This is a genomic window from Streptomyces sp. NPDC093085 (assembly GCF_040683935.1).
In the GTDB taxonomy this organism is placed as follows: Bacteria; Actinomycetota; Actinomycetes; order Streptomycetales; family Streptomycetaceae; genus Streptomyces.
The window spans coordinates 70,583-84,147 of the sequence record NZ_JBFBFB010000002.1; the positions used below are offsets into that span (position 1 = coordinate 70,583).

Consider the following 13,565-nt stretch of genomic DNA (forward strand, 5'->3'; position numbering starts at 1 on the left):
TGCGGTCGAGGACGAACCGAAAGAGCCGTTCGAATACGAGGCCGAGTGGAGGCACCGGCGGGACGGACTCGGTGATCCGCCGCAAAGCCTCCTCCGAGATCACGGGTTCCGGCTCGTCTTTCTCCAGTGCCTCACGCAGACGGTGTACCTCCCCGGCAGTGGCCTCGGGGCGACGGAGATCCGCGTGGTGCTGCGCCGGCAACCTGTCGATGAGCGAAGCCGGCACGCTATCGGTAGCCACCGGCCGATTTTTCCCCAGCAGGCTTGCTGCCGTGCCGCGTCGGCGGAAAGCGAAGGGGAAAACAGTCCCGGGGGCGGCTCGGACGGTACGCCGCATACGGCACGCGTACGCCGATCGTCACCGTGCCGGAACAGGACCGAACCCACGGACCGCAGGGGGAGCGATGGCCACTCATCGCCCGCGCAGGGAGCGCTGGCGCCCGGGAACTCCCAGGCCCTCCGGGCAAGCTCATGACCTGGGCCACACGTCGACTGAACCTCACGATCAAAACGGTCAGCCGCCCCAAGACACATCCGGCTTCATCGCTCTGCCCCGTCGCCGGGTCGCCGGGTCGCCGGGTCGCCGGGTCGCCGGGTCGCCGAACGGAGCCTGGCCCGGATATGCCCGGCCGGCTCATCCGCAAGTGGGCGTTGGAGGTCGTTCCGGGCGACGCCATAGGCGCGGACGGCATCCCGCTCACCATCGGAACAACCGCTCTCCAACGGAGCCGGGACACCGCCGGTGGTGCTGGACCCATGCTGCTGGTCGTGGCATACGAGCTGTTCGGCCACGTCCGAGGCGTCCGTGCGTCGTTCCACGCCCGCCGGTACCGGGTGACGGCCCTCCTCGTCAGAGCGGGACAGGCAGCCGCCGTGTCCGTGGCGCAGGGCGAGTGCGCCCAGGACGGCTGCCGCCTCCGGCAGATCGTCCCGGCATTCCATCGCCAGGCTGCTCACCTGGGAGTCGACGAGATCTTGGTGGTGGGCGGTGTGGGCAGCCGCGATGTCTTGGCGGTCCATGGCATGCACGCACAGCACGGCCGAGGAGTCGACCGATGCGGACCAGGTGCTTGCCGTACGCTGCTTGTGCGGCCCGGCTGGTCGTCCAGCCGGGCCATGACTCATCGGGGGAAGCCCGGTATGCGCTCATATGACGGAAGCTGCCCAGAGTCCGCCGGTGCCGGGGGCGAACGGACCACCCCGACCCGGGTGTTCGACAGGGGCTTCCTTCAACGACGCCGTCGCGGGTGACGCTGATCGTCTCGCCGCATCGTCCCCTCGGCACGGTGCGATCAGGGTGCGGCTCATTCGTGCCACCGCTCGGTACGAGTGCCGTGCCTAGTTTTCCGCGGAACCCGGATGGGGAGCGTCATATCCCGGCCGGTACACGGTGTGTGCGCGGCCCGGCGGTATGCCCACCGGGCCGCGCGGGAGCGTCGACAGGGACCATCAGCGGATGATCAGGAAAACTCTAGGCTCTGGTACTTCGCGGTCACCCTCGTTCCCCCGGACGCCCCGCTTTCCACTTTGGTCACCACGGGGTTGGTGAACCTGTACGTCCCCACTACGTTGCCCGCACTGTCGTAATAGCGGGCGAGGGCCCAGAAGGGGTGCTGTCCCTTTCCCGCGATCCAGTCGTCGACGGCGAAACTGTGATAGGTGCCGCGAAGGAAGGTGAAGGTTTTGGCGGCGTCATTTAAACCGAACTCCGCCGGGTGTTCCGGGCCGCCGGTGGACAACTCGAAGCTGAAGGATTGGATGGCTTCAGCCGTGGGGGCCGACTCCGGCTGTCCCTTGGCGTTGGCGTGGGTTCCTGTCCCCATCACGCTCAGGAGGGCGAGGGCCAGGGCCGCGACCATGAGTACCGCCCGAGACCGGCGAACCGCCAATCCGGCCACACGATCAGACATGAGTGATCTCCTTCACTGCACTCGGTGAAAGGCACGCCTCGAAGAAGCCTGACGAGACGTGACCGCCGGTCAGACCCGACGGCTGGAAACCGCCGGGAGCGGGAACCGCTTGCACCTGCCCGCGATCCCCAGGCCAAACGATCCCTCTCGGGTAAGTCCACTCGCGTCGGCAATTACTGCCTAATCGCCCGGGAACGCCGTTACCCAACGCCCTCGTGGGACACAGCCGGGCGACGGGCCAACCGTCGCCCCGGCCCGCCTTCCCACTGGCCTCCGGGGGGGAGGCGGGCCGCCACCGGCACCGGCCACGTCGGCGCGGGCCGTGCCCGCAGGGCCCGCGCGGGGCCATCCGTAACGCGCCCGGGCGCAGGTGAGACCGCTCTTTCTCCGGTCCTCTCACAGCCGGTCGGCGAGACGGCCGAGCACGTTGCCGGAGACGGCCTTCACCGGCCGGCCCTTGCACAGCGGCATCATGCCGAACGCTCCAGCCGCCCCAGGGGTTCGGGCACCGGGCCGACGGATCCGGCGACCGACCGGACCGAGAACACGGCCCCGGGCCGCCGGGCCCGCTCCCTACAGGCCCGGCGCAGCGCCTGGGCAGCGAAGGACCCTGGCCCGGAGCCTGATTGGCAGGCTCTGGACAAGCCCGGCACCGGAACGCGTACCGCGCAAGGCGACGGTCAGTCCGTCTGAGCTCGCCGTCGTCAAGGTGGTGCGGAGCGCGGGAAGCGTGGTGTGGCGGCCTGCTCGGCGGGCTCGGGCTGGGCGCGGCGGCCTTGAACCGGTGATGGCCACGGACCCTCGGGGTCATGGCTCAGGTGTGTGGGGAGCGGGTTCTGCGGAGACGCATGGCCTGCCAGAGTTCGGCGGCACCGCGGCTGCTGTCGGGCCGGCTCTGGTGCCGGCAGGGGCAGGGTGAGCCGATGGCACCGCGCAGGGATCTCCGCCCCGGCGTGGCGGGTCCGACGGGCTGTCCGGCTCGAACTCGGGCTGGACGTTCATGTCGTCTCTCCCTGTTCTCCCTGTTCCTCGTCGGTGGTCAACCACTGCTGGGCGGGGTAGGCGGGCGTGGCGTGCGGTGGCGTTCGTATCTGGGGACGGGCCGGCTGGGGCGGATGGCCACGGTGGGCGGTCCTTTCCGCCGGCGCCGTGCCTGGCCCTGGCAGAAGATGCACTGGGGTCCGCCGGGGGCATCGGGGTCGATGGGGGCTCCGGGGTGCTGGGGGCATCCCGAGTTGTTGCGGGGGCGGGAGAGTTCTCGGGCGATGACGAAGGCGGCGTGCGTGAGATCGGCCAGATGTACGAAGGTCTCGTCCTCGGAGCGGTAGTTGAGCTCCGCCGTCAGCTCGTTGATCTGCTGCATGGTCTGCGTGAGGACGGTGTGGTCGTACGGCGGGGGCGGGACGGCCCAGTTGTGGCGGGGTGCCCGGGGTGCCGCTTTCACGTCGGGCCGGCCGGTGCGGCGGTGGCTGTTGCAGAGCAGACAGCGTCCCCAGCCGGCGGGGGCCTCGGTGTCGACGGCGCCCTTCGGATGCAGTTGGCAGCCGGTGGAGTTGCGGTCCGGGGCCAGGTTCCGGGCGACGTTGAACAGCGCGTAGAGGCTGTCGGCGATCTCCTCGTACTCGGTGGGGTCGGCGGGGACCGGTAGTTGGCGGATGAGCTCCCCGACGCCCGCGAGCTTGGAGTAGAGCTCCTTCAGCAAGAAGGGTCTGCCGGTGGGGACGCGATAGGCGGAGTGGTCAGCGGAATCCACGGATCCCACTATGTCGTGAAGTAGCGTGGTGGAGCCCGTTTTTCACCCGAAGGGGTGAGCAATGCGGTCACGGCTGGAGGGGAAGCGGGGCCCAGGACAGCAGGGTGCGGGATCCGGTGCGGTACTCGTGCGGGTCCACTTCCAGCCGGGCTTCGACCGTCAGATGATCCCGGCGCGCGAGGACGAGGGTGGGCTTGCAGACGTCGGTCATCACCATGGCGGGGTGATCGACGTCGAGCCACTCGGGCAGGCGGAGGGAGAGATCGGGGACCGGCGTCACGACCGTGGTGAAGAGCACGGGCACGTCGGTTCTGATGTCCCGGACCGACCACATCAGCTGATCGCCCCAGGACAGCGGCTCCGCAGGGTCGTCACACGGGTCATGGGCCGGATCGTCCGGGTCGGCCGGCGGCCGGGGCTCGGGGTGGAGCCGCTCGTACCGCTCGATGACGATGAGGCCGGCCTTCCGCCCGCCGATCGGACGCCGCGCCTTGGCGTTCACGTCGGCGGCCGTGGGGTTGGGCGTCACGTCCACGACCAGCGCGTCGGGAACCGTGACGGGCGGGTAGCCGGTGTACAGGACGGTGGGAACACCTGACCGGGCCGCGTGGACGGCGGTGTCCCGTCCGATCTTCGCTTCCCGGCTGCCACGCCGCGCGATCATGCCCACCTTGTGCCGGTGGTTCAGTTCTGCGAGTTCGGTCAGCTCCGCCCAGGGAGTGGGAACGGGCCGCGGCCTCTCCAGCTGCCCGCGCAGGTGCTCCCGTAACGTGCGCCACTGAGTCGCCTGGTCACCTTCGATGGCCAACTCCGTACTCCCTCGGGTCGATGCAGACCAGTATGAGTCCGAGTGAGTGGCTCGCAGTTCTTTTTCCGTTCTGTCCCCCGGTCGGGGCTCCAGGCGTTCGATTACGGAACCGCCGTGCTCCGCCGGGCCCGAGCCCGACCCGCAGGGCCCCGGCGGACCGTACTGGGAGATGCTCCACGTGGGGAGCGGCCTCCGTATGGACCGGACCATCCAGGCGCGGCCGGCGCACTTCCCGTTCGTGATGCCCGCGTTCCCTGCGGCTTCGCACCCGTCGTGCGTACCGAAGGAGCGCTCGAATCGCTCCCGGGCACTTGCGGTGCCGGTCCCCCGGACCGGGGTTTCCGGCGGCAAGGGCGGTGACGACTGCCGCGGAGGTGGTCTTCCCGCACATGTGCGCTCTCTGGGGGCAGACCGGAACCGCGTCAACGCCGTCGCGCGGCGGCAGGAGCACGGCATCGCTCGGGGACAGCCGGAGTTCCGGTGTTGGCCGGATGCCGGGATCGTGCGGTGATGTGGTCGCGGCCGCAGGTGGTGCCTGTCCGGAGATGGCAAGACCTGACGGGCAGCGCAGCCGGTCGGCGAGTCCGGTCTTCTCTCCGCGCGGCGGGATCGTCAGTGGCCGGGGTCAGACTCGGGGGCACTGTGGAGGGGGTTTCGATGACGTACGGGCGGTTGTCGCCGGAGGTGTCGCTGGGGGCCTTGCGCGAAGTCACGCATCACGGTCTGGTCGACGCCGGGCAGCAGGGTCGATGCACGCCTCGGAACACTGGTTCCGGGTCCGGTCAGGCGTCCTGACCGCTTCGGAGCCGCCGCTGGGCGCGGTGGTCGAGCGGATGTGCCCACGGTGTGCCGAGTCCGGCAGTGGGCCCGGACGGGGACAGGGCTGGGAATTCTCCTCGAAGCGCTGACCGGGCTGGGGCCGCCGTACGACTCACCCCTCACGGCCTCCCCGGCGGACTCGCCTTCGCAGAGCAGCCCGGCACACCCACCTCCACGTCGGAGAGCGGGCGAAGAGCAGTACCACAGCCCGTCGCGTTGCCGGTGCACCGGCGGCGAGACCGGCCGGGATCTCGGCACGTCCTGCCCGAAACTCCAGCCCTCGCGACGGCACGGACCCTGCGAGGTGGGCGCTTCCGTGCGGGTGCCCGAACAGGCTCGGGCACAACGGTCCGGCTCAGGAGATCCCGAACCGCTGGACACCGCCCTGACCGCTCGTCGCTGCCTCTTGACACGGACGTCGCCGGGGTGGCGCCGGGACAACGCGCCGGCACCGCTGCCCGCCCGGGCCCGGCAGGAGTGGATTCCGAAGTCGTTCGATGCCGCTCGGCCTCTGTCCGCACTTCGACCGGTCAGGGCGTCAGGACAATGCGCTGGCCCGGGCCGGTCGGGGTGCTCCATGCCTGTTCGACCTGGCTCAGCGACATCGGCAGCGGGGCCACGGCCAGGTATCCGGACGCGATCTCCGCGGCGAGGGAGGGAAGTTCGGCGAGGATCCCGCGGGTCGTCACCGAGCCCTGGCCGCTGCCCAAGATGCTGAGATTGGCCGCGCGCAGCACGAACGACGGCAGGGTGATCTCCAGCCCGGCCATGGCGCCGATCTGAATCCAGTGCAGGGCCTTGGAGCGGTCACTGCGGGCCCTCAGCAGGGCGGGCATCGCGATTTCGGTGGGCTTGCCCCAGAGGTAGTCGATGACGACGTCCACGTCACCGGCGGCCTGTCCCAGACGCGCGGCGACGGCATCGGCGTCCCCGTCCAGACCGACCACGTCGTCCGCACCCAGGCTCTTGAGCAGGTCGAGGCGGTGCGGGTCCCTGCCCGCTCCGATCACGCGGGAGGCTCCGAGAACCTTGGCGATCTGCACGCCGAGCTGCCCTGCGTTGCCGGTGGCACCCATGACGAGTACCGAGCCGCCGCGCTGGAAGGCAACGCGGCGCCGCAGGGCCACCCAGGAGGACATGCCCGGATTCATGGCGGCAGCGACCGCGACCGGGTCGGCGTCCTCCGGCAGGGTGATGGCGCGCCGCCGGTCCACGACGGCTTTCTCCGCCATGGTGCCCAGCGCGTCGTCGTCGGCGACGAAGTACAACAGCTCGCCCTGCGCCGACCGGCCGACCGCGTCGACGCCCGGGACCATCGGCAGCTCGCCGTCGGACGTGTAGTGGGTGCCGTCGGCGGCCGAGCGAACCCGCGGGTGCAAGCCGACGGCGAGGACGTCGACCAGCTCCTCGTTCTCGGCCGAGGGCTGGGGCGTGGGGAACTCCTCGAAGCGGGGTGGGGCATCGAAGGAACGGACGACGGCTGCGTACATGAATGATCTCCTGATCCGTTTCCTCCCCCGCGGGCTCGGCGAAGGGAGGAAGGTACACCCGGGCAAAATTGGTTTGCGGCACGTACTAAGAGAATATAGTTTGCGCCGCGTACTATGTCAAACGGGCCAGCTCCATCCGGCCGGGCGACAGGGCGGCCGGTGCGCCGCACCCGTCCGCCGCCGCAGCCTCCGCCCGGGGCACACACCCCGACCGGCACGGTCGCACAGCCATTGAAAACACGTGATAGACGCACGGATTATTCAGATCACCGCACACAGTGGACCGGTCGGCACACCCTCCCTCGACCGGCACACCAGGGCGACGCCAGACACTTTTCGCCACCTCGGATCGCCCGTCAGCGTTATCTAAAATCGCACTATAAGGCGGTATTTTCGCAGTCCTCCGGACCGAGTCCGCCCCACCGTGACCCGGAGGCGAGCACTCCGGCGGTCGGGGTGGGCGCATCGAGACGGTTGACACGATTCCATGAACATGTGCATTCTGCACGGGTAATCCCTTGGGTGCGCCTGTCCCCCGAGGGGCCGACATCCCTGGAGGGCGACGCCATGACCCCCTTGTTCGAACCTGAAGTGATCATCTGTGGAGCTGGTGCGGCGGGGCTGACCCTGGCCATCGATCTCGCCCGGAGGAACGTCGACTTCCTGCTGATCGACAAGGCGGACGGGCCGTTCGTCGGCTCGCGGGGCAAGGGCATCCAGCCCCGCAGCCAAGAGGTGTTCGAGGACCTCGGGGTCATCGACCGGATCGTCGCCTCCGGCGGCGAGTACCCGGTCCAGCGCTTCTACCGCCCCGACGACACGCCGGTGGACAAGTCCGCGATCGAGATGTCGGAGCCCACCCCGCGGGAGCCCTACCAGATTCCGCTCCTGGTGCCCCAGTTCCTCAACGAGGCACGGCTGCGGGACCGGCTGGCCGAGTTCGGCCATGCACCGCACTACCGTCACGAGGCTGTCGGCTTCACCCAGGACGGCGACGGCGTGTCCGTGGAGATCGCGGAGTCCGGCGCCGTGCGCACCGTGCGGGCCCGGTACCTGGTCGGTGCGGACGGCGGGTCGAGCTTCGTCCGCAAGGCGCTGGAAATCGGCTTTCCCGGCAAGACGCTGGGCGTGCGGGCGGTGGTCGCCGACGTGTACGCCGAGGGTGTCACGTCGGATGTGTGGCACCGCTGGGGGCAGGGCACGCCGGCCCAGGTCTCGCTGTGCCCGCTGTACGGCACCGAAATGTTCCAGTTCCAGGCTCCGATCCCGTTCGGCCTTCAGGTGGATCTGTCTCCTGCCGGGCTGACCGGCCTGTTGCGGGAGCGCACCGGCCGGACGGACATCCGGGTGCGGGAGGTGTCCTGGGCGTCGGCATTCGAGATGAACGCGCGGCTGGCCGACACCTACCGGAACGGGCGGGTGTTCCTGGCCGGTGACGCCGCCCACGTCCACCCGCCGACCGGCGGACAGGGCCTGAACACCAGCGTGCAGGACGCCTACAACCTCGGCTGGAAGCTCGCGGCCGTACTCGGCGGCGCCCACCCGTCCCTGCTGGACAGCTACGAGCAGGAGCGCCGGCCGATCGCCGAGACGGTGCTGGGCCTGTCCGAGAAGCTCCTGGAAGCCGCGAAGAACCGCGACACCGGCCGGGGCCGCGAGGTCAGCCAGCTCGACCTCGGCTATGTGGACTCGCCCCTGACCGTCCCGGGCGACCGCGAGAAGGGGGTCCTGCCCGGTGAGCGCGCCCCCGACGCCGTCGTCAGCGGCGCGGGCGGCCTGACCACGCGCCTGTTCTCCCTGTTCCAGGGTCCGCACTGGACGCTGCTGGGCTACGACGTGCACACCCACTGGGCCCCGCCGGCCCGCGCCGGCCTGCACATCCACACCTTCGGCCACCGCGGCGACCTGGTCGACATCGAGAACCAGGTACGCGACGCCTACGGCCTCAGGGGCGGCCAGTGGGTCCTCATCCGCCCGGACGGCTACATCGCGTCCGTGACCGACACGACCGGCCTCGGCGCCGTGGAGAGCTACCTCGACTTCGTCGGGATCCGTCCCCCGCGCTGATCACTCCTCACCGGACACGAGAAAGGCATGGAGATGACCTCATCCGACATGGGCAAGACGCCCCCTTCCAGCGGTCTGCCGCGCACCCGCAAGCAGCACCGTGCGATCCGCTCCGACGCGGAGCGCCGTCGTTCCGGCGCCCGGCGCGACTTCGACCGGCTGGAGCGCGAGGGCCGGCGCGAACTGCGCGGCCTGCGCCGCCTGGGCGAGACCGCCGTCATCGTCGGCCGTTCCCGGCTCGCCGAGCTGGGTGTGCGCGGCATCGCCCACCTGGCCGGCCGACTGCGTTCGCAGCGCACGGGGCAGTAGCCCGCCTGACCGCCGGGGAGGACGCGTGGCGGCGTTCTCCCTGGCCGGTCCCCGCGTCCCCCGCGTCCCCCGCGTCCCCGCGTTCCGCGAAGGGAAGACCCGCTGTTCGTCGTGGACTCACAGATCCCTCTGCGGGCCGGGCGCGGCTCAACGCCCCGGCAGGGATCTGAGCCGACCCCACCGACCGGGCGTCCCCATCCACCGTCTTCAGCATGACGCGGCAGGTCTCCCAGGCCCTGGGCGCCGCCACGGGTGCCATGGCGGCGCCCCCACCCACACAGCCTCCGACGCACCACTGCCCCAACAGGGACTTCTCCTTCGCCCCTTCGCCTGGACCACCGCGGTCAGCGCACCGCGCCACAAGAGGCGCAAGCCCGCGAGGAATGCACGCGTCATCTGTGCCCGGCCAGGGTGCAGGTAGGCTGCTGGAACCGTCAGTGCTCGGCAACGAGCAACCGCAGAAAGGCAGAGATGCCACCATGGCCACCAGACGCCAGCGGCAGACTGCCATGCGGCATCTGCACGAATCTCTTGTCGACCTGATCGCGATCACCAACCAGCCCTACCGTGATGATGCCCTGCTCGCGGAAGCGGGCATCAAGCTCGACCGCGCCCTGTTCCCACTCCTGGTCGGCATTCGGCGGTTCGGCCCGATCGGCGTAGTCGACCTTGCCGAGCGCGCCGGACGCGACCACACCACGGTGAGCCGCCAGGTCGCCAAGCTCGCCGACCTCGGACTGGTCGAGCGGCGCCCCAGCCCCAGCGACCGGCGGATCAAGGAAGCCGTGGTCACCGACGAAGGACGCCGGGCCACCGACGCGCTGGACGCGGCCCGCAACCGGCTCAACGCCCCGGTCCTCGGCCACTGGAGCGACCGGGACCTGCTCGAACTGGACCGGCTCATGCGCCGCTATGTCGACGACATGATCGCCCTGCGCGGCGCCGACCACGAGTCTCCCTGAACCGCACGCTGCGGGCACACCACACCTCGCCGGTTCCCCCTGTCCCAAGAGCACCCTCGCCGTGCGCCCCAGGGGCCTGCGCCGAGCGGGCCCCGCCGCTGGATCGGCACCTGGCAGACGCGGGCTCCGACGCCCACCCAGCGCAGGCCCGGCGTCGTGTTCAGGCACAACGGGAAGATCTACGTCGCCGGAGGGGCAGCCCGTCCGACGGCCACCACTTCGCCGTCAACGCCCCGCTCTCCCGCCCACTGAACGAACCTGCCCGACCTGCCCGACCTGCCCCACCAGCGCGACCACATCACCGGAGCCGTCAACGGCGTACTGGCGAGGGCTGCTTCCCCGCCGGGCGGCTTGCAGCGGCAGCACGCACCACCCAGGGTGACGACGACCGCGACGGTCTGCGGGATCGTATCGGTCACGGTCTCTCAGCTTCAGGTTCTGGCGTACGGCTCCGTCCGGTTGCCTGCGGACGAGGGGCGTCACCGCCGGCGCGGCGGTCCTCGGTGGGGTTTCGGGGTACGCGGATCGGGTGTGGTCGTGGGCGAGTCGGTGAGCTTGGCCGTCAGCCGGCGCAGGTTCTCCTTCAGTCGGCGCAGGTTCACTGTCGCGTACCGGCATGCCTCGCCGAGGGTGTCGATGATGAACCCCCAGCCTTCGGCGTCGCGTTGGTTGATCACTCGTCGATGTGAGGTGGTCGAGCGGTTCATGGGCCTGCCGTTCGGTGAGGCGGGTGGAGGGGAGACGAGGTCGGGCCGCGCGGCGCGCTGCCGGGTGATGGCACGGACTGCGCCTGCCGGGTGCGCTACGGCGTGGGGCCGGCAGGGGGCGGGCTGGTGGTGACGGGGAGCCGGAGGGTGAAGGTGGAGCCGTGGTTGATGCCCAGCGAGGTGGCGGTGAGGTAGCCGCCGTGGGCCTGGGCGATGCCGCGGGCGATGGTGAGGCCGATACCGCTGCCGCCGGCGGGGCTGGGGCGTCCGGGGTGCTCGACGCGTTCGAAGCGGGTGAAGATCCGGTTGAGGTCATGGGGGGCGATGCCGATGCCGTCGTCGGTGACGCTGACGGTGATGTGCCCGGGTGCGGGATGGGCGGGTGGGTCGTTCCGGACGGAGATCGACACGTGTCCTCCGGGGTCCGAAGCGGCGAGGGCGTTGCCAAGAAGGTTGATGAGGACCTGGGTGATGCGGTCGGGATCGCCGGAGGTGACGGCGGGGATGCCGGCGTCGACGGCGAGGGTGATGTTCTGGTCGTCGTACTGGGGACGCAGTCGCTGGGCGGTGGCTCGGGCGAGGGCCGCGACGTCGGTGTTCTCGGCTCTGAGGGTGAAGGCGCCCTCTTCTGCCCGGGAGAGGCTGGAGAGGTCGGATGCGAGGCGCCGCAGGCGGTCGAGGTCGTCTGCGAGTGAGGCGAACATCGCGTCGTCAGGGGTGAAGATGCCGTCGGCCAAGCCTTCGATCTGGCCGTGGAGGATGGTAATGGGTGTCCGCATCTCATGGGCGATTTCGGAGACCAGGCGGGCGCGGCGGCGTTCGGTGTCGGCGAGGGTCGCGCCGAGGGAGTTCACGTCCTGGACCAGGGCAGCCAGGCCCGGTTCGCTGGGCACGGTGAGGATGTCCTCGTAGTGGCCTTCGGCGAGTCGGTGAGTGGCTGTGCGGACGTTGTCCAGCGGGCGGAGCAGGAAGCGGGAGAGGACGACGGCTGCGGTGAAGGCCGCTGCGGTGCCGAGGCCGAGGCCCAGAGCCAGGTCGGAGTCGATGAGGCCGTCCTGGCGGTCGTTCTGTTCGGCCAGGTCGAGGTAGTGGCCCTGGGAGGGGCCGTCGACGAGGGCGCGGGCACCGGCCATCGCCGCCTGCGCGATGAGCAGGACGGCGAGGTGGGAGAGGATGAGGCGGTTGCGCAACGACAGCCTGCCGAGGACGTCGCGCGGGGAGATTCGTCGGCGGGCGTGTGCCGGGCGGTAGGTGGTCCGCATCGGGTCCTCTTCTGGGCGGCGGAGGTGAGGTGCGGGCCGCGCTGGGCGCGGCCCGGTTGTCAGGTGAGAGGTCGGGCCAGGAAGCGGTAGCCGACGGCGCGGACCGTGCCGACGAAGCGGGGGGTGCTGGCGTCGTCGGACAGGGCTCGGCGCAGGGTGCGGATGTGGACGTCCACGACGCGTTCGTCGCCGAAGAAGTCCTCGCCCCAGACATGGGCCAGCAGCGCGCGGCGGGTGAACACGCGGCCGGGATTGCCGGCCATGGCGGTCAGCAGGTCGAAGTCCAGGGCGGACAGGTCCACGTCGCCTTTGCCGTCCACATGAACGGTGCGGGAGTCGGGGTCGAGGGTCAGGCCGTCGAACCGCAGGGCGGTGTCGGTGGGTGTCTCGTCGTGGTGGAGGTCGGTGCGGCGCAGGATGGCGCGTACGCGCAGGGCGAGTTCTCGGGGGCTGAAGGGTTTGGTGACGTAGTCGTCGCTGCCGCCGGTGAAGCCGATGAGCCGGTCGACTTCCTCGGCTCGGGCGGTGAGCATGATGACGGGGACCTTGCTGGTCCGGCGGATTCGGCGCAGGACCTCGAAGCCGTCTAGGCCGGGCATCATGACGTCGAGGATGACGAGGCCGGGCTGATCGGCGGAGAGCGTCTTGAGGGCCGAGGGGCCGTCGGCGGCTTCCAGGACTTGGAGTCCGTCGGCTTCGAGGTAGCCGCGCACGGTCATGCGGATCTTGGGTTCGTCGTCAACGACCAGGACACGCTGGGTCTTCATGGGGTGTGCTCCAACGGATCGCGGCGCGCGGCCTGGTCGTGGACGTTCTTCCCTTGGTCGGAGTGGCCGGCGAACGGCACGCGGACCGTTCCGGGCTCGCGCGGGGGACTGGGCGGGGAGAAGCGTTCGGGGTCCGAGCCGCGGGAGACGGTGAGGACCGGGGCCTTCAGGCCGTGGTCCGGCAGGAGCGGCACGGCCCTGGGGGTGGGGACGGTGGCGAGGTGGGCGCGGCGGTGGATCCGGGCGAGGCCGCGCCAGGCGGGCTGGCTTGCGGTGGCGGCGAGGCGGGAGGGCGGTCGGGTGCAGCCGATGAGGTTCTCCGGGATGAAGGGGTTGGCCGCCACGGCCGTAGTGCTGTGCCCGCGGGCTGCCGCGGCCGGGGTGCGGCGGAGCGCGAGGTGCGACTGGACGGGGACGGTGTCGGGCCGGATCTGCCGCAGGAAGGGCGTCTCTCGGAAGGGGACGCGGTGGACGGTGATGAAGGGGACGCGGTGGACGGTGATGTCGTTCTCCACCCGGGTGCCGGGGCCTGCCGCGGGGGCGGGGGCGCTGACGTGAGCCTCGTGGCCGCGCTTGACGAGTCGCTCGGCGAGCCGCTGGGCGAAGGTCACCGCGCCGTTCACGTCGAGGGGAAGGTGTCGGCGCCGATGACGATGCGTCGGCGGAAGGGGTGGATGGTGTGCATGTCGCGCTCCTGCGGGTGGACGGGTA

Annotated in this window: 11 protein-coding genes; 3 read left to right on the plus strand and 8 right to left on the minus strand. The window is 70.6% G+C overall.

Features of this window, described 5'->3' with window-relative positions; genetic code table 11:
• Positions 1 to 1,460: 1,460 nt before the first annotated feature.
• The 4 genes from AB0O07_RS07015 to AB0O07_RS07030 all read right to left on the minus strand — a co-directional run bounded on the left by AB0O07_RS07015 (position 1,461) and on the right by AB0O07_RS07030 (position 6,780).
• Positions 1,461 to 1,910 carry a hypothetical protein gene (locus AB0O07_RS07015; RefSeq protein WP_365628229.1) on the minus strand — a complete coding sequence of 150 codons (450 nt, stop codon included), beginning with the start codon at positions 1,908 to 1,910 and terminating at the stop codon, positions 1,461 to 1,463.
• A gap of 1,039 nt (positions 1,911 to 2,949) precedes the next feature.
• A complete protein-coding gene (locus AB0O07_RS07020; RefSeq protein ID WP_365628232.1) occupies positions 2,950 to 3,663 on the minus strand; it encodes a hypothetical protein in 714 nt (237 codons plus the stop codon).
• A 67-nt stretch (positions 3,664 to 3,730) separates the two neighbouring features.
• On the minus strand, positions 3,731 to 4,471 hold the full coding sequence (locus AB0O07_RS07025; protein ID WP_365628235.1) for a hypothetical protein: 741 nt from the start codon (positions 4,469 to 4,471) through the stop codon (positions 3,731 to 3,733).
• A gap of 1,349 nt (positions 4,472 to 5,820) precedes the next feature.
• Entirely contained in the window at positions 5,821 to 6,780 is a 960-nt protein-coding gene (locus AB0O07_RS07030) for a zinc-binding alcohol dehydrogenase family protein (RefSeq protein ID WP_365628238.1), read from the minus strand.
• 567 nt (positions 6,781 to 7,347) lie between these two features.
• On the opposite strand from AB0O07_RS07030, the gene AB0O07_RS07035 reads away from it, so the two are divergent.
• The 3 genes from AB0O07_RS07035 (at position 7,348) to AB0O07_RS07045 (ending at position 10,118) form a co-directional block, all read left to right on the plus strand.
• On the plus strand, positions 7,348 to 8,847 hold the full coding sequence (locus tag AB0O07_RS07035; RefSeq protein ID WP_365628241.1) for an FAD-dependent oxidoreductase: 1,500 nt from the start codon (positions 7,348 to 7,350) through the stop codon (positions 8,845 to 8,847).
• Between the two features lie 33 nt (positions 8,848 to 8,880).
• Positions 8,881 to 9,156 (plus strand): hypothetical protein, encoded by a 276-nt coding sequence (locus AB0O07_RS07040; protein WP_365628244.1) that lies wholly within the window; start codon positions 8,881 to 8,883, stop codon positions 9,154 to 9,156.
• Positions 9,157 to 9,635: 479 nt separating this feature from the next.
• Entirely contained in the window at positions 9,636 to 10,118 is a 483-nt protein-coding gene (locus tag AB0O07_RS07045; protein WP_365628246.1) for a MarR family transcriptional regulator, read from the plus strand.
• A 479-nt stretch (positions 10,119 to 10,597) separates the two neighbouring features.
• On the opposite strand, the gene AB0O07_RS07050 is transcribed toward AB0O07_RS07045, so the two are convergent.
• From AB0O07_RS07050 to AB0O07_RS07065, 4 genes are all read right to left on the minus strand, one after another.
• Positions 10,598 to 10,795, minus strand: coding sequence for a hypothetical protein (locus AB0O07_RS07050; protein WP_365628249.1), 198 nt, complete (start codon positions 10,793 to 10,795; stop codon positions 10,598 to 10,600).
• Between the two features lie 125 nt (positions 10,796 to 10,920).
• A complete protein-coding gene (locus AB0O07_RS07055) occupies positions 10,921 to 12,087 on the minus strand; it encodes a HAMP domain-containing sensor histidine kinase (RefSeq protein WP_365628252.1) in 1,167 nt (388 codons plus the stop codon).
• 59 nt (positions 12,088 to 12,146) lie between these two features.
• Positions 12,147 to 12,854: a response regulator transcription factor gene (locus AB0O07_RS07060; RefSeq protein ID WP_365628255.1), complete on the minus strand. Its 708-nt coding sequence runs from the start codon at positions 12,852 to 12,854 to the stop codon at positions 12,147 to 12,149.
• Entirely contained in the window at positions 12,851 to 13,477 is a 627-nt protein-coding gene (locus AB0O07_RS07065; protein ID WP_365628258.1) for a glycosyltransferase, read from the minus strand. Before AB0O07_RS07065 ends, AB0O07_RS07060 begins: the two co-directional genes overlap by 4 nt.
• Between the last annotated feature and the right edge of the window lie 88 nt (positions 13,478 to 13,565).

Coding starts and splice junctions, on each gene's coding strand:
- AB0O07_RS07035 (WP_365628241.1), top strand. CDS start 7,348: ATGACCCCCTTGTTCGAACCTGAAGTGATCATCTGTGGAGCTGGTGCG.
- AB0O07_RS07030 (WP_365628238.1), bottom strand. CDS start 6,780: ATGTACGCAGCCGTCGTCCGTTCCTTCGATGCCCCACCCCGCTTCGAG.
- AB0O07_RS07045 (WP_365628246.1), top strand. CDS start 9,636: ATGGCCACCAGACGCCAGCGGCAGACTGCCATGCGGCATCTGCACGAA.
- AB0O07_RS07015 (WP_365628229.1), bottom strand. CDS start 1,910: ATGTCTGATCGTGTGGCCGGATTGGCGGTTCGCCGGTCTCGGGCGGTA.
- AB0O07_RS07055 (WP_365628252.1), bottom strand. CDS start 12,087: ATGCGGACCACCTACCGCCCGGCACACGCCCGCCGACGAATCTCCCCG.
- AB0O07_RS07060 (WP_365628255.1), bottom strand. CDS start 12,854: ATGAAGACCCAGCGTGTCCTGGTCGTTGACGACGAACCCAAGATCCGC.
- AB0O07_RS07040 (WP_365628244.1), top strand. CDS start 8,881: ATGACCTCATCCGACATGGGCAAGACGCCCCCTTCCAGCGGTCTGCCG.